Source organism: Methanomethylovorans sp. (assembly GCF_041447285.1).
Classification (GTDB): Archaea; Halobacteriota; Methanosarcinia; order Methanosarcinales; family Methanosarcinaceae; genus Methanomethylovorans.
In genome coordinates, this window is the sequence record NZ_JBGMEB010000001.1 from 27,124 (window position 1) to 48,069 (window position 20,946).

Consider the following 20,946-nt stretch of genomic DNA (forward strand, 5'->3'; position numbering starts at 1 on the left):
AATACTCATAATTATGAGATCTATGTATTGCGGAGTCTGTTGGGTCCATTCTTAGGCAAGGTTTTCGAAGCGATCAACACTCTACTTTAATAGTCTCATCGAAAAAAAATAATTCACGGAGCTGAAGAATATCATTCTTCTGCCTTATCCACCAGTACAGCATCCGTGATAGCGACTTTAGCCGTGTATTCGTCCAGCTCGATAACCTCAAATTCACGGATCTCAATCTTCTTTTTGTACATGGGTGCATCCAACACAAAGCTTTCGAACTCGCCGCCTTCACCGGCTATGTTAAGGCCGATCTTTTCGTTAAGCTTCACAAGGCGTTCTATGTCATTTTCCGTAATCATGCGCCCAACCCATTTATTGTTCAGGCCATAGGCTGCCACACTACTGAAAATAAACCTGAAGCCCAGGGCGAGCAACTGCCTCATTTCTTTTTCTTGATCTATGTGCCATAGGGGAGAGAACACCTTGAGGCCCAGTTCATCGCATATCCGCTCGATCCGCTCCCGCTGGTAGTTTGAGTACAGAGCGCCTGTGACAACTCCTTCTATGCCGAATTCCTGTTTTGCCCGAAGGATGGCTTTTTTCAGATCCTCCAGTTCGCTTTCTTTCTCTCCTTGGGTTATCTGTTCTATAAGGGGGATTCCCATGGCCTCTGCCTGCAGTTGTGCAAGGCCAATATTAGGAGTGTGGAACATATAGGAATCAGGATTGATGCTCTTTATGGTGATCAGACACTCAATGGCATAGTTCTGCTGCTGCATTATGTACATGGCATAGTTGCTGTCTTTGCCAGAGCTGAACAGCACTCCCAGTTTCAGGTTGGGATAATCATAGAACTGTTTCAGGTAATCTGTCTTTGTTTCATACCCTGCTCTTCTGGTAAGTTTGTCAATAGCCTTGTCGAACCTGCTGCCATACTGAGCAGCCTGTTTCTTTCTTTTGGTGAACTCCGCAGGTATGCCAAGTCTTTCCCCTACTTTGCGCAGGATGAGCTTGTTCTCAGTATCATTGATTTTGAATTGTGGAGGTATCCTAAGGCCGTATTCCACAAACTTCTTATCAAGGTAAGGCACACGTATCTCGATGTTGTTGTACATGGACACAACATCGTCCCTGTAAGTGTTCTTCTCGTATATCTTCAGGATATCTGCATAACAATCCCTGCTTATATCCGTGGAACGCTTATGCCTGTCGTATCCTGCAAACAGTTCGTCTGCTCCTGAACCCGAGAACATAACGCGTATTCCATCTTCCTTTGCAGCCTTGCAGGCGGTATACATGGTAAGTGCCACTCCGACCTTGGGAACATTTGTATCCTCTACTAGGGGCACTACAGTTTTCAGATACTCTTCTACTTGCTCCAGGCCGATCTGGTACACCACAAGTTCCAGACCGAGGATTTCTGCCACCTTGCGGGCATATTCTATATCCGGCGGGTTCTGCACATCTTTCAGGCCAGCACTATAACATTTGAAGTCCTTTCCCGGTATTTTTCCAAGCTTTTTGCACATGTAAGCCAGGATGGTTGAATCCAAGCCTCCGGAGAACAATATCCCGAAGGGTTCGTCGGGAAAGCGGATAGTTACAGCGTTTTCAAGCAAATGTTGCACTTGTTCTACTATTTGCTCAAAAGTGCCTTCATGCTGCGGTGCTATTGAGAAAAAATTGCGAGTGTAACGATTCACTGTTCCACTCTTGATGTCATAAGATATGATTTCTCTCGGGTTAAGCTCTTTTATATCTGTATATCCAGTTGCTTTTAGGGCTTTCTTCTCGGAAGAGAAAGCAAAGCCCTCTAAAAGGCTGTACCAGAGAGGTTTGAGACCAATAATATCCCGTGCGATATAAACTACTCCTTCCCTCCAGTATACGAATGCGTATACACCACGGAGCATTTCCAGTGTCTCACTGATATTTTGCATCACCGCTGCAGATTCATTGGTATTCACATTGCCATCATGCAATCTTTTTTCGATGAGCTTTACAAGCATATCCGAGTCGTTGGAAGCATCGATATGGAAGTTTTCTGTCAGTTCCTTCCAGTTGTATATCTCACAATTTGATGCAAAAATCCCCTCATAAACAAGAGGCTGCCTAGTAAAGTTAACCATGGAATGCAGGGTATGGCCAATAATATTGCTCTCATGCGGAAGGTGCAGTTTCTCAGGAATATTCTCATACTCCACCCACCCATTTCCTGCAGCACCTGCTCCGTCTTTTCCGCGATCTGCCAATATGTTCAAAGCCCTGAGCGTAAGTTCAGAAGCGTTTTCCCTGTTAAAAAAGCCATTAATACCGCACATTTTCTGTTCCTGTCAATTCCTATCGGATCAGCAGGATAAATGCGGTTCCTCGCTAATAATCTATCGTACCTTATCTAACAGGAATTGAAGTAACGGTAATTGAAGCTTCTACAAGAAAAGGTTTGAAGTTAGGGATTGCAGTTAAACTGTATCCTTTCTTCGGGTGTCAGTGATACATAGAACCTTAGAATGTCATCAGGATCTATGTCTTCTGAGAGTTTGAACCCTTTCTCTGCACCGGCCGCCAGGAACTTTTCTTCCTTTTCATGCTTCTTCATTATAAGTTCCCTTACCATCTCTTCACTCATACCGGACATATCGACCCTTCTGAGAAGTCCAATGTTGACAAAGTTTTCTTCGATTCGCCTGTAGAGCTCATCGGCAGTCCTATATTTGGGCTTTTCCTCCATCACAACTTCTGAATCCAGTAAAAAGATCTCTTCTCCATTCTCTTTTCTATAGGACAGGGCGATCTTCTTTACCACTATATTGCCGTTCTCGCAAACCACCATCTTGCGCTCAGGTCTCATGTTTGTTACCTCTTGCTGGGTGTTTGATCCAGTTAGATCTTGGATGGATGTACCACCTTTTTTCTTCCAGCATCTGGTAAAAATCACGTAAAATGGTATTTAATGTTTTCTCTAGTGTAGTATATACTAATACTCATACTCATCATAGAGACGTTTTATACAGTTGTTTGCTCTATTGATACCAACAACTAAAATACTATTATTGTTAAAACTGTACGAGATCAGCGAGGGATGCATCATTTTCAATAAGTTAAAAAGCACCATCAGGATATCTTTATTACCACTGGCCAAAGGAATACCCTTTTCTCCAAACATGCTTACTATTACAGGTCTTGTTGTAAGCATTATAACAGCAATGATCTTTGCCAGAGGTTATGTGGTGTTGGGTGGAGTCTTCATCCTTCTTAGCGGTATTTTTGATGTACTGGACGGTGCAGTGGCCAGAGCCTCTAACAGAATGACTGCTTTTGGAGCTGTGCTGGATTCAGTATGCGACCGCTATGCAGATGGTATTATTTTTGTTGGAATTATCTACGGGCTACTCAGCAGGAACATAATTTCAGTTTCTTCATTATTGTTCCCTGATTGGCTATGGTGTTCTCTCGCACTAATCGGGTCATATCTTGTAAGCTACACCAGGGCACGTTCAGAGGCAGCAGGTGCTAAATCCATGGATATTGGTTTTGCAGAAAGACCCGAAAGGATGATACTGTTGGTGCTGGGATCTTTCACTGGCTATCTGATTGCATCAATAGTTTTGATAGTTATTCTTACTCATATCACTTCTTTGCAGAGGTTGATACGGGCAGAACGCTCCTTAAGGTTTGGAAGATAAAGCGTTATTTTTAATTGCGTAGTCTGTCATACTATAGCAACTAACCCAACTGAGGATATACAATGAGATATGAAGCTGATGTTATCATCGAATTAAAATCCGGTATGCTTGACCCTGAGGGCACTACTATTAAAAGAGCACTGGAACACCTGGGATATACTCCGGAAAGTGTGAAAACTTCAAAGAAATACACCATTACACTTGAGTCAAAGAACATCCATGATGCAAGAGAGAATGTGGAGCAGATGTGCCAAAAGCTCATTGCAAATCCAATTATACACAATTATACTATTACTTTGAGGGAAATCTGATGACCATTGCCATTGTCCAGTTCGGCGGCAGTAACTGCGATCAGGATGTACTCCATGTCCTGAAAGATGTTGTGGGTCTGGATGCGAGACTTGTATGGTACAAAGAAGAAAACCTCTCTGGTTTTGAAGGTGTAGTGATCCCTGGTGGATTCTCTTACGGCGATTATCTCAGGGCCGGTGCCATCGCAGCCCGTACTCCTATTATGGAATCAGTGAAGAAACTGGCTTCAGAAGGAAAGCCCGTTCTTGGTATATGCAATGGATTCCAGGTATTGACAGAATCTGGTTTGCTTTCAGGTGCTATGACAACCAACATGTATCCCAAGTTCAGGTGCCAGCCTACCTGCCTGCGTGTGGAAAGCACAGAAACTCCATTCACTTCCAGGTTCAAGAAAGGAGAGGTAGTACGCATTCCCATAGCTCATAAGGAAGGCAATTTCTATGCTAATGAGGCTACTCTGGCCCAGCTTGAGTATGATGATCTCGTAGTATTCCGATACGCAGATGCAGAAGGTCATGTTACTGATGAAGTGAATCCCAATGGTTCACAGGAGAACATAGCAGGCATTGTCAGCACTTCCCGCAATGTACTGGGTATGATGCCTCATCCTGAAAGGGCTGCAGAGGAGATCCTCGGTTCAAAGGACGGTCTTAAAGTATTCCAGTCTATGGCAGATTACATAACAGGTTCTGCCTGAAATTATTTTTTCTTTTTTAGTACATTCTCAGCGGTTTTCCATGAATGTCTGACAAACTCCGGCAGTGTATCATGTTCCATGCTCCAGTCTTCCAGGAACTGTTTTGTCTTCGGATCTGAAGGATAACCGCTACCAAAATCAATGCCGATTTTCTTTTCCAGCTCCTTTATGAGTTCATCCCTTCTTACCTTAGCCACAATAGAAGCTGCTGATACTATAGGGTATGTCGCATCCGCCTGGTGTTCAGAAACCACTGCCAGCTCTTTGGCTTTTTCAGGGAACTTCTTCGCATATTGCGCTTTAAGGTTAGTTCCAAACCTTGTTGCGTTCACATCTGCAGCATCGACGTAAGCCATATCAGGCTGCAATTCTTCAAGCACTCTTGAAAATCCCAGAACCATTATCTGATTCATGGTCATGACCTTACGCAGCTCATCTATCTGCGAGGGAGATACTACAAAAATGTAGACCTTTTGTGCATATTTCCCGATCTGATGTGCCAGATGTTCTCTTTTCTTAGGCGTGAGCTTTTTGGAATCAGCCACTCCCAGATTCTTCAGCGAATCAATCTTTTCTTTATCGGCAAGTACTCCGCCTATGCACATAGGACCGATCACAGGCCCCTTCCCAGCTTCATCTATTCCTGCTATCCTCATCTTTTACTACAACCAGTGCAATGCATAAAAGTTGATATGGTCAGATGAACAGTGTGAAGATCAAAAATCCAATGGTCATCATGATTATTGAATGCTTAAGCCCGGACATAACGCTTCCTTCTCCCATAGCGCCAGCCATTAATCCTGAGCTAAGTCCCTGGATTAGAGCTGCGTGCTTGAATAACTGGGTGTATGCATCCAGATCAAAACTTCCCAGGAAACCACCTGAAGATCCGGAGGCTGCCATTTTCTCACCGGCTGTAGCCATTTCGGTCAGGAATGTAGTAGAAATAACGAATATCACGCCTACGAACACAAGGAAGGAAATGTAAATTATAACGATATAGATCATCATGCTCATGCTTCTTTCACGGCGCATTGCCTGTTCAGACGCAGCATCCCTTGCAGCAACAATAAGTACTTCTCCTATATCTCCGCTGGAATCGTTTGCCTTCGTGATAAGGGAAAGGGACCGGGTAATAACCTGTGTTCTTAGCCGGTTGGCGAAACGTATCAAAGAGTCGTTAATATCAAGCCCCCAGGTAATATCGTTCCATATCTTCTTTATTTCCTTACTTAGGGCATTTGTATCTGATTTGGCCATCAGGTGTATAGAATCTCTCAGGGTCATACCAGTTTCATTGGTACTTGCCAGTTTCTTAAGCATATCAGGGAAATTGTTTTCTATTTTTTTCTTCTTCATGTTCTTGATCTCATGGAATATGGCTAAGGGAATCAGAACTATGAAAAGTGCAAGAACAAGCTTGTCATCAATAAACTCCACAAGTTGTGCAGGAGTGACGATACTATGCATGTTAAGCATAAAAGGTATCATCAGTACAAGCAATGCTATAGGAACTGTTGCTGCTGCGGAGACCAGAGGATTGGCAAACATAGGCGCAAGCGGATTTTTTAACATTTTCTTCAGATTAAGCTCTTTTTTCGACTTGATAAAGCCTTCATAGTATTGCCTTTGTTTAACTTTCTCATCGCTCTCTTCGATCAATTCTCCATTCTCATCAAATTCCTGTTGCAGATTATCGGGAACTTGAGGTAGATCATGTTTAAGTGCTGCACGTGTGGGCAAGAGTTCAGGCTCTCCCATCTCGCTGGGAGTAATTATACTAATCATGACTACGAACATCACTGAACCCACGGGCAGTACTCCATAGATCACAGCGTATATCATAGTAGTGGTGCCAGATCCCATGACTGCCATCATGACACCCATTATTATAATAAACAAAGGACCAGCTACAAAGGCGGTTACATAAGACTCGGCTAGGAGTCCCAGGGTTTCCAGAAATCCCTTCTGATCGGTCTGTGATTTTAACAGGTAGCTTTCGGACTTATCCTGGAAATATTTTGGAATGCTTCCACCACTGTCTATCACTGTAAGCAGGTTATACATAAGGTCCTGGAATCTGTCGGAAGGCGTGATAGCGCATGCATTGGACAAGGCTGTCCTCAGATCGTGTCCGAAATATTCCATATCTCTTACGATTGAATCCATTTCCAGTGAAACTTCTCCGTAGGTATTCACTGATTTTGCAAGGGCTCTGAATACATCTATTATATTCATGCCTCCCTTGCTCATGGCATACATAAAGGTCACAGCATACGGCAGTTGTCTGTTGATCTTACCTTTTCTTTCACTTGCCTGAAACCCTGGGTACATCATGAATAATGCATAGGTTACTCCACCTAAGGAAACAGTGGAAAATACTACTATTATAAGAGAAATGAACAATTTCTTGAATTGCAGTAGCCAGGCTGTGGATGGACCAAATGTAAGTTGTGTGATCTGTTCAGGAAGCCCTATCACCGCAATCAACGTATATGCCATGAACAATCCCAGAATGGCACCTGTAATACCACATAACAGGGAATAGAAAATAGCATTAGAGATATACATCTCATATGATATCGGAATGCGGGCTTGTTTAAGCTGTATTTTCAGATTTTCATAGCTTCCTTTGTTTTCCTTTATCCTGTCCCCAAGGATCACAAAAGGTATTTTTTTAAGTATATTCAAATAGAAGATGAATTTAGTTTCTATAGATGATTCAAGAGGGTTTTTGACATCTCTTTTTCTGCGTGAAGAGAACGATGTAAACAAATCCCTAATTTGTTTTTTTTGTCTGGAAGTCTTTTTGTTATGTGATTCTGCATCATTCTTAGTTTCAGTTTTCTCTAAAACTGCTTTATCTTGCTGCATACCCTGCTCATCTATATGCTCTGATACCTGCTTTGCATCATTATTGGCCGTATCTAACTCGTTATTATTGTTATCCATGATGCGACCTGCTGTATATTTATTCAAGGTTCAGTTTCTTCAGGAGCTTATCAGGTTTAGACTGATACGCATTGATGGTGTCAGATATCTGCTTAAAATCTGTATAGTTATTTTTCACCATATACTCTAAAATTCGTTTTCTGTTACGAAGTTCCTGGTCAACCTTTGCATTTGTCCAGCCTCTACGCATCTTGATCTCCATGAGCGCTTTGGATTCTCCTGTCCTTACAAACACATCCCTTTCAGAATCCCATACAAAAATATCGTTAGTGCGAATGTTCCTGGTATTTGGGTCGATATCAGTTATCTCTACCAGTTTGATATTTCTTCTTACGCGTTTGCCTTTGGTGTAAGTCTGGGACTGGATGCTCATGATATCTAATGCCTGGATCATAGTACGAGGTACACTGATCGGGGGATTCTCAAGTCGGTGAATTGCAGAAGCTACAGAGTCTGCATGCATTGTGGAGAATGTTGTGTGCCCGGTAGACATTGCCTGGAAGAGTGTCAATGCTTCTTTTCCTCTCACTTCACCCACAAGCAGGAACTCTGGTCTTTGTCTTAAGGCAGCTTTTAGCAGATCGTACATATCCACAGCTCCACGTTCGTCTGCGGTGAAAGAATCCCTGGTAACACTAGGTATCCAGTTAGGGTGAGGTAATTTAAGTTCCCGTGTATCTTCAAGTGTGATGATCTTTGCTTTTTCCGGAATGAACAGGGATACGGCGTTAAGGGACGATGTTTTTCCTGATGCGGTACCTCCCGCATATATAAGACTCTTATTGTTTTCAATACAAAGCCAAAGGTAAGCCATGGATTCTGCTGAAAATGTACCCCATTTTATGAGATCTACAGGAGTAATGGGGACCTCGCTGAACTTACGTATAGTAAAAGTACTGCCATGAGCAGTAACACAGGTTCCCAGAGTCATCTGGATCCTGGATCCGTCGGGCATTGTGGCATCAACCATGGGTTCTGCCACAGATATATGTTTTCCACTCCTCTGTGCAAGCTGGATTATGAAAGAGTTGAGTTCATCTTCATGAAAGATCACATTTGTTGCAATATTAGTATGTTTTCGATGATACAGGAAGATAGGCACATCATGCCCATTGCCTGAAACGTCTTCTATAGAATCGTCATGCATAAGGGGATCGATCTTATTGAACCATATAAAGTCCCTTTTTATATAGTAAGAGATCTTTGCCAGCATTGCAGGTGTAACTTCGATAGCATAATCTTTCACTATATAGGCTATCTTCATGTCCAGTATTTTTTCTTTCTCGGTTTCCTCATCGACCTTTTCAACTAGAAGCATATCTCTCAGACGATCCTTGATCTCTGTGAGGAATATTTGTTCAAAATCTGTCAATTCAGGTTCTACTACATAGTAGAGGTAATTGTTGCGTTCAGAATTAAAGAGAATTACTACAAATGTATATGGTTCGCTGACCCAATAGCGTTCCACTTCTTCATAGCCTTCCACTCCGTTAAAATGAGATATCTGGCCATGGATATTCGGGTCGTATTTCTCAATCTGCTGTTCTTGTTGCTGAAACAAGCTGCGTATTTTTTCCTTTATAGGTAGCTTCTTTTTCAAATCGGTTTCAGGCAGCTTACATTCAGTTGTAACAGTTTTTTCGATGATCTGACTTTTAATATCAGTTTCAGCTAGTTTATTTTTTTCTATTTCCTTTTCAATAACTGCTGTCGATTCAATTGTAGGTTCTTCAATTGCTGATATTTTTTCCAGCGTTATCTCTGTGAGATCTGAAGTGTCATCACCTGAACTCTCATGAGAAACTATCTGATTCTCAAATGAAATCTCCGGTTTTTGATCTTTAAAAGGAGTTTCAGTTTCAATATTAGGAAGGCAAAGTTCAGAGTTAAAATTTTTATCAGTATTATCCGTCTTGTTTTCCTTCTCTTCTTCAAAATTACGAGGAATCCCAAATTTAGATGAACGTGGAACCAGTATTTCAATGTCCTTTAGTAAGGATTCTGCACTTTCCCCAGTCCTGAATATTTTTGTAACTGCTTCAATTTGATCATTTTTTCTTTCTGCATCGGAATTTTGATTTATATTTATTTCATCCTCATTTTTTGATGGTGAACTGCAGTATATTTGTTGTTCAATGTTTTGAGTTTTTATTCTAGGACGATAGATGGAAATATCAACTTCCTCTGTTTCTTTCTTCCCATTTTCGTTCATGTTTTTCTTGCCTGATTCATTCATCTCTCTTTGTTGCAATTTGCCTGTTTCGTTGTCAACTTGGTTTACAATTACTTCGTGGGCGGCTATAGATTTATGATTTGCAGATTCTTCTTCTAGGCTATCATTTTTCTCCCTTTCATTTAAACTGGAATTCTCAGCCATTTTCCACCATAATTATTAGTGCAAGGTATGCGGATATTAATATAAATAAATTAGTATTCTATTAAGTTTATAGATGATTTGTCGTTATATATAGTTATTGTTGCACAAAAGTTAGAGTTTCTGATCATTTGAGTAAAGTAATATGGGTAGTCACTGTACAGTCTCATTTTAATCAATCTGTATCATCGGTTAGTCCTATTTACTGGATTACATTACATTGATAAATCATAAAATAGGTAGCAGAGGCAAAATCTATGCAGAAAGATATATATAAGATATGATTATACATTTAATTGTTTATTACATCCATCTTCAAAGGTATTTTGTTGTTAACATGATCGCTGTAAACAAGAGTTTTGATCCAAAATGTGCAAAATATGCACAGGCATCTTTAAATCCAGAAATGCTACGCAGATTTGCTCAAGATCTTGAAAATGGTGAATCATCAATAGCAGAATTTTGTTTTGAAACAACAGCTGCTATGGTGATCATTCTTGATAAGAACATGTATGTTAAGTACATGAGTTCAAGTATTGCTGCAAACTTATCTTATACGGGTTCTGAGGTCAAGGGTGCAGATTGGTTTGAAACATTTGTTCCAGAAGATACGCGAGCTGCTGCAAAAGAAAAATGCTATTCTTTTTTATCAGACTCTTTTTCTTCTCACATGGATTTCTGCTGTCCTATTATCACGGCTAATGGAGAATATACATATTTGTGGAAGGTTTATACTCTAAAAGCAACAGAAGAAGGGACAGAAAACTTGCTTCTTATTCTTGAAGATGCTTCTAACTCAAGATGTTTGGGTGAGCAAGTTCGCAGGGTGGAAGAGAAGTATAATTGTTTTGTGCAAAATTTTAAAGGTATTTTTTTTCAGGCTGATCAATTTTATAACATACGTTTTATTTCAGGTGCCATTCAGGGCATAACTGGCTATGAAAGTGAAGATTTTCTTTCCGGGAGAGTTAACTGGGCACACATATTGCATCCGGATGACCTCTCTTCTTTCGTTCGCCATGCAGAAAAGGCTATTCTTATTCCAGGTTATTCCGCTGAGCATAGCTACCGCATAGTGCGCATAGATGGCCATGTGAAATGGGTCAACATTAATCTCCATCATAATATTTGCAAACATGAAAAATATGCTTCTATACACGCTATAGTATATGATATCTCAAATCTTAAGCAGACAGAAGAACTTGTAATTAAAGAAAGGAACAAAGCTCATCAGTATCTTGACGTGGCAGGTTCTTTAATAGGCGTAGTTAACACTGATATGAATATAGTGCTGGTCAACAGGAAAGCCTGTGAAGTTCTTGGGTACAGTGAAGATGAGGTTCTTGGTAAGAACTGGTTTGATACTTTTCTTCCTGATCGGGTACGTAACATAACAAAAGAGAATTATATAAAAGTCCTTGCTGGTGAAATGACACCGCCTCCATTTATGGAAAATTATATACAGACACGGACTGGGGAAGAAAGGCTGATTCTTTGGCATGATGTTGTGTTAAGGGATGATGCTGGTCGTATCATGGGAACTATCAGTTCGGGAGAAGACATAACTGAACGTAAGAAGAAAGAGGTGGAGCTTGCAAAAGCCTACGAAGAACTGAAATCCATGGACAAGTTGAAGGATGAATTCCTTTCAAACCTGAGCCATGAACTTAAGACTCCACTTATCAGCATCAAAGGTTATAGTGAACTTCTTGATGAAGGTGTATTGGGCTCTCTTAATGAGAAGCAGAAAAAGGCCATGGGTGCAATTGTGCGTAATTCTTCGCGCCTTAAAAGGCTTATAGACTCCTTGCTTTTCCTAAACATTGTGAACGCAGGCAAAGCAAAATACAAATTTGATCCTGTTAGCCTCAAGGAACTAATAGACCAGGCATTGTATTCATTGGATTTGCAGATAAAACAGTCTCGAATTAAGATTGAATGTAATGTTTCTCCATGCGAACCTCTGATAAGGGCTGATCAGGATTATATGCCTCAGGTGTTTTTACATATAATTGAGAACTCTATTAAATTCACGGCTGCAGGCGGAAGCGTTTTTATCGATGTTATAAGAGATGAAGATCATCTTCACATACAAGTCCGAGATACAGGTATAGGTATGCCCCAGGTAAAACTTGGTGAGATATTCAATAAATTCTATCAGATTGATGGCTCAATAACAAGAAGATATGGTGGCACAGGTCTTGGTCTTTATATTTGTAAGACCATTATTGATGCTCATGATGGTCAGATATGGATCGAGAGTGAAGAACAAGTAGGTACTACTGTTCATATCTCACTGCCCATTTATCAATGAATTTACTTTTTCAACTCTATTTATTTTTTATTCTTTTTGTTTTTTGATATCTTTTGTCAAATTAGATTAGTTTAGAATAGATCAAATTAATTATTGTACTTTTAAAGATGATTCATTGTTCTTCTTTGAGATACATCTCAAATACATATATCCATGTTTAATTTTTAGTGTGCTATATTTGTGAACATATTTTTAACTATTAATATAATATTTATAACATATTATTTATGTATATGTACATTAACCTTTTTTGTAATTTCAGTATGTAAGACTCTAGTTAGTGTTTTATAAATAGTAATTTATTTTGTTTTATTTATTCTGACAAAAAAGCATGTAAAAAGCCATCTTTTCTACAAACAGTACTACTATTATCATGTTCACGCAAAATTGATTTGCATTACTTATGAAAAAATTGTTCCAATTTTGGCTGCTTACTGATGTCGTTTTCTTAATATTCGTTTGCCATCCATAATTTATTCAGAACTCTTTTTATGAACATAATTTTTATTTTGAACAAGAAATCAATTCTTAGAACATATTTTTTAGTCTAAATTATAATATTATGTTCATAATACTTACAAACATGTCCACTTTCTGTTTAAGTCATGGTTTCCACGTTCAAGTATGTGTCAAATAACACTAATATTAGAATCGATATAGAAAAAATGATTATCTCTTTCTGGAAGGAGTTTATATTTGGAGGTCATCTTTTTGCTTTAGGTGCTACCTGTGTGGTAGCTATGTGTTCTCTTTTATTCGGATTACCGATTGGGCCAGACCTTCTGCTTGTAACCTATCTTATATTTTATCCTATCTATCTTTATGACTATACTCAGGGTGCAACTGATGACTTGATGACTAATTCCGCAAGAGCGAGCTATCTTTCAGGCAACAAAAAGGCATATTTTGTTGTTGCAGTTTCATTCGCTGTCCTAACAATGCTTTTCATGCAATTCAGTAACCTTATAACAATGCTTCTGGGATTTGTTGTTCTTGCTCTTGGCCTTCTTTACAGCTCCTATTTCAAGAAACTCACAAAAAACATAATCGCTTTCAAAAACTTTTTTGTCTCTGCGGTATGGGCTTTACTTGTGCTTTTCTTTTTCTTCTACTACTCCATTCCTATCACAGCAGCAGCTTTGATCATGGCAGGATTTGTATTTACCAGGATGGTCGCCATACAAATATTATTTGACGTTAGAGATGTAGAAGGCGACAGGAAAAACGGCCTCCTAACAATTCCCGTAGTATTGGGCAGTCATAAAGAATTCGGATTATTGAAATGCCTTAACATTGCATCTATTGCACTATTGGCTTTTGCAGTATATTTCCACATTCTTCCGCTAGTTTCTCTCAGCTTTGTGCCTGTTATGTTCTATGCATTTGGCTACATTAAAAAGGTAAAAAGTTCAATGAACAACTATACCTGCTATTTGCTCGCAGCAGTAGAACCTATTATATGGTTTAGTGTGGTCTTTTTTGGCAGCAACTTGGGTAAGCTCACAGTTCTTGTGTCAATTATGCTGTAAAGTATCTCTGGCATGTGCTGAACAAAAATATTAAATCTCAGATGGTTCATGTTCAGGTAGCATTCAGTCTTTCAATATACAAGAGGCTAACATTCCATGCCAGTGATCACCCTAGATTATAATGACCTTGAAAAGCTTACAGGAGCCGATAGGAAAACCATTGTCAGCCGCATCCCTATGATTGGTGCGGATGTCGAACGTGTAGAAGATGACCATGTTGACATCGAGTTTTTCCCAAGCCGCCCTGATCTTTATAGTGTAGAGGGTGCCGCAAGAGCCATGCGTGGTTTCCTTGGAATCGAAAAGGGACTTTGTGAATACGAGGTAAAACCTTATAGTGTTGAGATTTACAAAGATGCTGAGGTAGATAAAGTCAGACCTGTATTGGGGTGTGCCGTAGTAAGAGGAATGAAGTTCAGTTCCTCCTCTATAAAATCTCTTATGGACCTGCAGGAAGACCTTCACTGGGCTATCGGGCGTAACCGTAAGAAAGTTTCTATTGGTGTGCATGATATGGCACATATCAAGCCGCCTTTCAAATACCAGGCAGTAGATCCTGAGTTCACTTTTATACCTTTGGATTTCACAGAGCCAATGTCTATGAGGGAAATACTTGAAAAGCATCCAAAAGGAGTAAGGTTTGCCCATCTCGTAGACGGTCTGTCTAAATATCCGCTTATCACGGATTCTAATGGTAATGTGCTTTCCTTCCCGCCTATTATAAACGGTACACTTACAAGGGTTCATGAGGGCACTACAGACCTGTTTATCGATGTAACAGGTCTCAGTGATGCTGTATATACTGCTCTTATCATTGTTACAAGTGCTCTTGCAGAGAGGGGCGGACAGGTAGAGTTCGTACGTATCATAAATGCCGATGGTACCGAGAGCCTGACACCTGATATGACTCCTGAAATCCGCAAGTTAACTTCAAAGGAAGTATTAGATCTTTCGGGTATTGAGCTTTCTTTGGAAGAGATTGCTGAGATGCTTGAGCGCATGCGGTTCGGTGCAAAGGTCATGGAAGATGGCACTGTGGAAGTTCAGGTTCCGGGTTACAGAGCAGATATCCTTGATAACTCTGATCTTATAGAAGACATAGCCATAGCTTATGGGTACAAGAACATAAAGCCGATACTACCTATGAATGCTACAATAGGAACTCAGCATCCAGTTTCAATGGAGCGTGGCCATGTAAGAAGCATTATGGTGGGTCTTGGATACTCGGAAGTAATGCCATTTACACTTACCAGTGAAAAAGTTCATTTTCAATGGATGTGCCGTCCAGTAACGGATGATGTCACTTGTGTTATGCATCCGATCAGTGAAGATCAGACAATAGTAAGGACTACACTTTTGCCTAACCTTATGGAAATATTATCTCTCAACCAGCACCGAGAACTCCCTCAACGTATATTTGAAGTAGGGGAGGTAGTTGTTAACGGGAAAAATGGTTTGCATCTTGCTGCAGTATCCATTCACGCTGCTGCCAACTTTACTGAAGTAAGGGAGTTGGTTGATGCTCTTATGCGGGAAAAGCAGATTTCGTATGAGGTGGTAGAATCTGAAGATCCGGCATTCATTGCTGGCAGACGTGCTGATATTATAGTCAATGGAACTAAAGTGGGTGTAATGGGTGAACTTTATCCTCAGGTGCTGGTCAATTTTGGATTAGGCCAGCCAGTTGTAGGGTTTGAGATAAAACTCCTTTAGAACGTTTAAATCGATAGCCTGACCAACTTTCGGTTACCTGCTATCTTTATTTCTTTTTCTTTCATGGCAAGGTTGGATTAAAGCCTCAATGTTAGTTATTAGCTGCTGAACATCTTCTGTAGTGTGATCTATGTTCACAAAAGTGTTAACAAAAATGTTTATATATGTTCTAATAATATATTATCATTCTATATCTTTCGAGGTATCTTCATGGCCGAATTAGCACTAAAAAAAGAAACAGGACTAAAAAAAGAAACACGTTCCGAAGAACTGTTGCAACTTGTGGTATTCCAGCTAGCTGAAGAAGAGTTCGGACTTGACATCATGCAAGTGCAGGAAATCATTCGTATACCTGACATTACACGTATTCCTCATTCTCCTGATTATGTAAAAGGTGTTATCAACCTAAGGGGCAAGATCATCACAGTTATTAATCTTGATATAAGGTTCGGTATGCACCAAAAGGAACACGATGCGAGCTCACGTATAATAGTAGCGGAAGTTGATGATAATGTTGTAGGCATGGTCGTAGATTCTGTAAGTGAAGTAATGAGACTTCCAGTTTCTACAGTGGAACCTGTGCCGGATATTATTTCCAGTAAGATCGATACTAACTACTTAAAAGGCGTTGGCAAGCTTGAAGATAGGATGCTGATTCTTCTTGACATTACAAAAGTAGTAATTGACGACTCAGTCTCAAAAGTAGCATACTGCTGATTATACAGTTTACGGGATTGGTATCCAATAGTTCGATGATGTGAGATTCACATCATCGAAAACATTTACTTGGTCTATGATGCCTGTTTTTTGACTGGTTACTACAATAATAACCTGCTCTTGTTTTTAGAATAACTCTTTTCTTACCATGAAGACCGATAGTATTACAGAGAATAGTATTGACATCATAAATATTATCAGGAAAGCATGAGGATTATTCTGAAAAGGAACGTGTACGTTCATACCAAAAAAACTGGCAACCATCGTTGGAATGGATATAACTATCGTAACTGATGTCAAGAATTTCATTACCATATTAAGGTTGTTTGAGATTACTGAAGCATAGGCATCCATGGTTCCGGTTAAGATGTTGCTATAAATGTTTGCCATTTCTATTGCTTGCTTATTTTCTATTATTACATCTTCTAGAAGTTCCATATCCTCGGGATACATTTTAATGAGGTTTGCTCTCTGTATCTTCTCGAGAACAATTTCATTGCTCTTTAGTGAGGTTGAAAAGTAGACCAGACTTTTTTCAAGCTCTAAGAGTTGTATTAACTCCTCATTCTTCAAAGATTTATGTAGTCTATTTTCAATTACGTCACTTGTTTTATCTATATTTCTCAGATATTGAAGATACACTTTGGAATTACGGTAAAGTATCTGTAAGAGAAATCGAGTTTTTTTGAATGTCCAGAATGATTTCATATTATTTTCAAAAAAAGGCCGAAGAACTGAGATTTCTCTTAGAGAAACAGTTACAATGTTTTCATTGGTTATTATTATTCCAAGTGGAATAGTATAGTATATTCCTCTTTCCGGTGTATCTTTACTTGCAACGGGAACATCTATCAGGACAACGGTGCACTCATCATCCACTTCAATCCTGGCACGCTCTTCTTCATCCAAAGCTGCTTTAAGATGTTCAACAGGAATACTTAGTTTTTCAGAAAAGTCTATGATCTCTTTTCCGGTGGGATTTACAAGGTTTACCCATGCTCCCTTTTCAATTGTGTCGAGGCTAACAATCTTATTTTCTATTGATTTATAAATACTGAACATTAACTGCCTCCTCATCTCCATTTTATGGAGTGATCTTTATTAATCCCACCTGGTTACTATCCTATAATATCTTCTCCCTATTGGCTAAAAACGCCTATTAACACATATATCCTTTTCCACTGAGTATTGATCGCTGACATGGATTTGAATAGTTCATTTTGTGTGTTACATGATGCATTAAACAAACCTATGTCTAAAAGTATTATTCGTACTATCTTTAGAAAAATATGTATCAGGCAAAATAGATTTCAAGATTATTTCAATAACATATAAATAGTTATATTATATAATTACGATTAACAATATTATGGCTTAAAGTATGGCTTCAAAAAACACCCCTATTCCAAATTGTAAACCCGAAGTCTGTTCGATGGATTTTTGGGAAGATGGTATTGTCATACTATCTTCTGATGGAACTATTTGCTACACAAATAAAAGTTGGAATGAGTTTTTACAGAATAATTGTATAGATTATCCTGGACGTTGTGAAGGAAGTAATTATTTAAAACTCTGCATGGAATTCACACATAAGGAATCAGAATATTCTGGGATAGTGCAAGGGATACTCGATGTCATTGAAGGCAGATTGAAAGCATTCAAATTTCAATGTCAGTTATGTGGTCCGGCTGGGAAAAAATGTTTTTTAGTAAAAGTTGATCCTCTTTCTCAAGATTGCCCTACAAATGTGATTTTGCAGCATGTAGACATCACTGAAAGAAAAAAAATGGAACCCGAAGAATCTGAATTTGATAAATCTCTAAAGACTTTACTTAACAACGTCCGACTTGCCGGCGTAATACTTGATTCAAGTGCAAATATTATATTCTGTAACGACTTTTTGCTCCATCTGGCAGGATGGAAAACGGAAGATGTTTTTGGCAGGAATTGGTTTGATGTTTTCCTGCCAAAAGAAATAATCTCTGAAATTAAGACCGTCTTTCATAGAACAATTGAAAATGCTGATTTCCCATCATATTATGAAAATGAGATCATCACCAGAGATGGGAGTAAAAGAACTATCATTTGGAACAATACTGTTTTGAAGGACCGAAAGGGGAAAATCTGCAGTATTATTAGTGTCGGTGAGGACATAACAGACCTCAAGTTAGCAGACAGATCTTTGTTAAATAGCAAGGGACAATTGCGCACATTGGTAGATACTATTCCAGATCTGGTCTGGTTGAAAGATCAGAATGGTCATTACCTCATGTGCAATAGTAAGTTTGAACGCTTTTTTGGTGCAAAAGAAGCAGAGATCATTGGTAAAACCGATTATGATTTCGTAGATAAAGAGCTGGCAGACTTTTTTACCCAGAATGACAAGAAAGCCATGGATGCCTGTACGCCTAACATGAATGAGGAGGAAATCACTTATGCTGATGATGGGCATAGGGAATATCTTGAAACTATCAAAAGTCCAATGTATGACTCAAATGGGTATTTGATTGGTGTATTAGGGGTTGGCCGGGATATTACTCAGCGCAAGAAGGCTGAAGAAGAATTGCGAAGGCGAGAGATGCAGCTTCGCGCTGCACAGAAGTTGGGAGGCTTTGGAAGCTGGGAAATAGATTTAAACTCTGGCAAAGTGGATGCTTCCGAAGAAGCGATCAGGATATACGGATTAGAAGGAAAGCAGCTTACTATCGGAGTGATTCAGAATGTGCCATTGCCTGGATATCGTTCAATGCTTGATGAAGCGCTTAGAGGTCTTGTAGAACGGAAGTCACCTTACGATGTGTATTTTAAAATAAAATGGCAAAATGATGATGCTATCCGTGACATACATTCAGTGGCCGAGTATTTTGCTGAAAGAAATGTAGTTATCGGAATGATCCGGGATATCACTCAAATGAAGCAGACTGAGAATAAGCTGAGGGAAAATGAGGCTCTTCTTGAAGAGGTAGGCAGAATTGCAAAAATTGGAGGATGGGAAATTGATTTACCATCTGGAAAGGCTACATTAACTTCTGAGGTTAAAAGAATAAATGAAATAGATGAGGTTCGAAGCCTTCAGGGTGGATTTGACCATTACCCTCCAGGATCAAGGAAGATTCTAGAAAAGGCCATCAATGATGTTATTGAGAAAAGAGAACCATATGACCTTGAACTTGAATTTATCTCAGTAAAAGGCACACCTAAATGGGTCAGAGCAATTGGGCGTCCTCTTATAAAGGATGATAAAGTCGTAAAGTTATACGGCACTCTACAAGATATAACTGAACTTAAGCAGGCCCAGGATAAGATCGCAGAAGAAGCAACCAGAAGAAGTATTCTTTTTGAGCAATCTAATGATGGATTAGTAATTCTTGATCAAAATGGCAAGGTCTTTGAGGCAAATCCGAAATACGCTGAAATGCTGGGCTATTCATCTGAGGAAATTCTCTCATTGTATATGTGGGACTGGGATACCCATTATACCCGTGAGCAATTACTGGAAATGATCAGGCTTGCTGATAGCAAAGGGGTCATTCATGAGACCAAACATCGCCGCAAGGATGGTAGTTTCATAGATGTGGAGATAAGTGGAAATGCGGCCATGTTTGGAGACCAGAAATTCATTTTTTGTGTGTGCCGTGATATTACAGAGAGAAAGCAGGCTGAAGATATGTTACTTCATGCCAAGCTAGCTGCTGAGGATGCTAATAAGAGCAAGGGAGAGTTCCTTGCAACTATGAGTCATGAACTGCGTACTCCGTTAAACTCTATCATTGGCTTTTCTGATATGATGATAAATGGAACTGCAGGGAATCTTAATGAAAAACAGATACGTTACATGCATCATATATCAAATGGTGGCAAACATCTTCTGGAACTCATCAATGACATTCTGGACCTTTCTAAAATAGAAGCAGGTAAAATGGAGCTCAATCGAGAGCTTTTTTCTGTATGCGATGCAATTAATGAGATCAATTCTTTGTTATCTTCCATAGCACTTAAAAAGGGAATTAAACTTGATCTTAATATAGATGCCGAACTTCCATACATCAATGCAGATAAGACCAAATTCAAACAGATATTGTACAATCTTGTTAGCAATGCAATTAAGTTCACTCCCACAAAAGGTTATGTAAGTATCAGTGCACAACGTATCGATAACATGCTTGAGGTCAGTGTAACAGACACAGGTGTCGGGATAGCATCAAAGGATCTTTATAAACTATTCCAGCCATTTAAACAGCTGAATTCATATCTCACGCGTGAACATGAAGGAACAGGGCTTGGATTGGTCCTGGTCAAAAAGTATGTTGAAATGCATGGTGGTAAAGTATGGGTTGAAAGTGAAGTTGGCAAGGGCAGCATATTTAGTTTTACCCTGCCTTATTGCTAAGGAGATTAATACTTCTTTTCTAAAAAGTGAGTACAATCCTGGTGTTGTGTTTTATTTTCTATTGGATAAAAGGGTTTTTTGGTTGCTGAGTACTAAAGTCAATTGTCGTATAATATAGCTTTTTGCGTTGAATTTTCTATTCTAATAGGGTCCTTGTAGTATCCTCACTCAGCAAAGGCTTGTAAAGCCTTCTTTTCATTAATGCCGAGGTTTATGGTCATCCCCACTAAAAGTACAGCCAGAGAGCAGTATTTTTGAACAGATCTCCTTG

The 20,946-nt window shown here is 39.4% G+C and carries 14 protein-coding genes; 8 read left to right on the forward strand and 6 right to left on the reverse strand.

The window, feature by feature from the left end:
* Positions 1 to 131: 131 nt before the first annotated feature.
* A complete protein-coding gene (locus ACC612_RS00120; RefSeq protein WP_371852430.1) occupies positions 132 to 2,312 on the reverse strand; it encodes a diphthine--ammonia ligase in 2,181 nt (726 codons plus the stop codon).
* A 128-nt stretch (positions 2,313 to 2,440) separates the two neighbouring features.
* On the reverse strand, positions 2,441 to 2,842 hold the full coding sequence (locus ACC612_RS00125) for a hypothetical protein (RefSeq protein WP_371852431.1): 402 nt from the start codon (positions 2,840 to 2,842) through the stop codon (positions 2,441 to 2,443).
* 175 nt (positions 2,843 to 3,017) lie between these two features.
* On the opposite strand from ACC612_RS00125, the gene ACC612_RS00130 reads away from it, so the two are divergent.
* The 3 genes from ACC612_RS00130 to purQ all read left to right on the forward strand — a co-directional run bounded on the left by ACC612_RS00130 (position 3,018) and on the right by purQ (position 4,686).
* A complete protein-coding gene (locus ACC612_RS00130) occupies positions 3,018 to 3,677 on the forward strand; it encodes a CDP-alcohol phosphatidyltransferase family protein (protein WP_371852432.1) in 660 nt (219 codons plus the stop codon).
* A 62-nt stretch (positions 3,678 to 3,739) separates the two neighbouring features.
* Complete coding sequence (purS, locus tag ACC612_RS00135; RefSeq protein ID WP_321420832.1) at positions 3,740 to 3,988, forward strand: phosphoribosylformylglycinamidine synthase subunit PurS; 249 nt, start codon at positions 3,740 to 3,742, stop codon at positions 3,986 to 3,988.
* Positions 3,988 to 4,686 carry a phosphoribosylformylglycinamidine synthase subunit PurQ gene (gene purQ, locus ACC612_RS00140; RefSeq protein WP_371852433.1) on the forward strand — a complete coding sequence of 233 codons (699 nt, stop codon included), beginning with the start codon at positions 3,988 to 3,990 and terminating at the stop codon, positions 4,684 to 4,686. Before purS ends, purQ begins: the two co-directional genes overlap by 1 nt.
* Before the next feature lie 2 nt (positions 4,687 to 4,688).
* On the opposite strand, the gene rnhB is transcribed toward purQ, so the two are convergent.
* The 3 genes from rnhB to ACC612_RS00155 are packed head-to-tail and all read right to left on the reverse strand — an operon-like array spanning position 4,689 to position 10,015.
* Complete coding sequence (gene rnhB / locus ACC612_RS00145; RefSeq protein ID WP_371852434.1) at positions 4,689 to 5,342, reverse strand: ribonuclease HII; 654 nt, start codon at positions 5,340 to 5,342, stop codon at positions 4,689 to 4,691.
* Positions 5,343 to 5,382: 40 nt separating this feature from the next.
* A complete protein-coding gene (locus tag ACC612_RS00150; protein ID WP_371852435.1) occupies positions 5,383 to 7,638 on the reverse strand; it encodes a type II secretion system F family protein in 2,256 nt (751 codons plus the stop codon).
* Positions 7,639 to 7,657: 19 nt separating this feature from the next.
* Positions 7,658 to 10,015, reverse strand: coding sequence for a type II/IV secretion system ATPase subunit (locus ACC612_RS00155; RefSeq protein ID WP_371852436.1), 2,358 nt, complete (start codon positions 10,013 to 10,015; stop codon positions 7,658 to 7,660).
* Positions 10,016 to 10,349: 334 nt separating this feature from the next.
* Here ACC612_RS00155 and ACC612_RS00160 point away from each other — a divergent pair, with 334 nt between their 5' ends.
* The 4 genes from ACC612_RS00160 to ACC612_RS00175 all read left to right on the forward strand — a co-directional run bounded on the left by ACC612_RS00160 (position 10,350) and on the right by ACC612_RS00175 (position 16,285).
* Entirely contained in the window at positions 10,350 to 12,326 is a 1,977-nt protein-coding gene (locus ACC612_RS00160; protein WP_371852437.1) for a PAS domain S-box protein, read from the forward strand.
* A 605-nt stretch (positions 12,327 to 12,931) separates the two neighbouring features.
* The gene (locus ACC612_RS00165; protein WP_371852438.1) at positions 12,932 to 13,855 is read left to right on the forward strand and encodes a UbiA family prenyltransferase; all 924 of its coding nucleotides are present in this window, start codon (positions 12,932 to 12,934) and stop codon (positions 13,853 to 13,855) included.
* Between the two features lie 96 nt (positions 13,856 to 13,951).
* Positions 13,952 to 15,568 carry a phenylalanine--tRNA ligase subunit beta gene (gene pheT / locus ACC612_RS00170; protein WP_371852439.1) on the forward strand — a complete coding sequence of 539 codons (1,617 nt, stop codon included), beginning with the start codon at positions 13,952 to 13,954 and terminating at the stop codon, positions 15,566 to 15,568.
* 210 nt (positions 15,569 to 15,778) lie between these two features.
* Positions 15,779 to 16,285 carry a chemotaxis protein CheW gene (locus ACC612_RS00175; protein ID WP_371852440.1) on the forward strand — a complete coding sequence of 169 codons (507 nt, stop codon included), beginning with the start codon at positions 15,779 to 15,781 and terminating at the stop codon, positions 16,283 to 16,285.
* Between the two features lie 126 nt (positions 16,286 to 16,411).
* Here the strand turns inward: ACC612_RS00175 and ACC612_RS00180 are convergent, their stop codons facing one another.
* On the reverse strand, positions 16,412 to 17,347 hold the full coding sequence (locus ACC612_RS00180) for a magnesium transporter CorA family protein (RefSeq protein WP_371852441.1): 936 nt from the start codon (positions 17,345 to 17,347) through the stop codon (positions 16,412 to 16,414).
* Between the two features lie 514 nt (positions 17,348 to 17,861).
* Here ACC612_RS00180 and ACC612_RS00185 point away from each other — a divergent pair.
* On the forward strand, positions 17,862 to 20,675 hold the full coding sequence (locus ACC612_RS00185) for a PAS domain S-box protein (RefSeq protein ID WP_371852442.1): 2,814 nt from the start codon (positions 17,862 to 17,864) through the stop codon (positions 20,673 to 20,675).
* Positions 20,676 to 20,946 lie beyond the last annotated feature (271 nt).

Bases quoted from the DNA above. Each gene is read 5' to 3' on its own strand.
- ACC612_RS00120 (WP_371852430.1), bottom strand. From the start codon at position 2,312: ATGTGCGGTATTAATGGCTTTTTTAACAGGGAAAACGCTTCTGAACTT.
- ACC612_RS00125 (WP_371852431.1), bottom strand. From the start codon at position 2,842: ATGAGACCTGAGCGCAAGATGGTGGTTTGCGAGAACGGCAATATAGTG.
- purS (WP_321420832.1), top strand. From the start codon at position 3,740: ATGAGATATGAAGCTGATGTTATCATCGAATTAAAATCCGGTATGCTT.
- purQ (WP_371852433.1), top strand. From the start codon at position 3,988: ATGACCATTGCCATTGTCCAGTTCGGCGGCAGTAACTGCGATCAGGAT.
- rnhB (WP_371852434.1), bottom strand. From the start codon at position 5,342: ATGAGGATAGCAGGAATAGATGAAGCTGGGAAGGGGCCTGTGATCGGT.
- ACC612_RS00150 (WP_371852435.1), bottom strand. From the start codon at position 7,638: ATGGATAACAATAATAACGAGTTAGATACGGCCAATAATGATGCAAAG.
- ACC612_RS00155 (WP_371852436.1), bottom strand. From the start codon at position 10,015: ATGGCTGAGAATTCCAGTTTAAATGAAAGGGAGAAAAATGATAGCCTA.
- ACC612_RS00160 (WP_371852437.1), top strand. From the start codon at position 10,350: ATGATCGCTGTAAACAAGAGTTTTGATCCAAAATGTGCAAAATATGCA.
- ACC612_RS00165 (WP_371852438.1), top strand. From the start codon at position 12,932: ATGGTTTCCACGTTCAAGTATGTGTCAAATAACACTAATATTAGAATC.
- pheT (WP_371852439.1), top strand. From the start codon at position 13,952: ATGCCAGTGATCACCCTAGATTATAATGACCTTGAAAAGCTTACAGGA.
- ACC612_RS00175 (WP_371852440.1), top strand. From the start codon at position 15,779: ATGGCCGAATTAGCACTAAAAAAAGAAACAGGACTAAAAAAAGAAACA.
- ACC612_RS00180 (WP_371852441.1), bottom strand. From the start codon at position 17,347: ATGTTCAGTATTTATAAATCAATAGAAAATAAGATTGTTAGCCTCGAC.
- ACC612_RS00185 (WP_371852442.1), top strand. From the start codon at position 17,862: ATGGAATTCACACATAAGGAATCAGAATATTCTGGGATAGTGCAAGGG.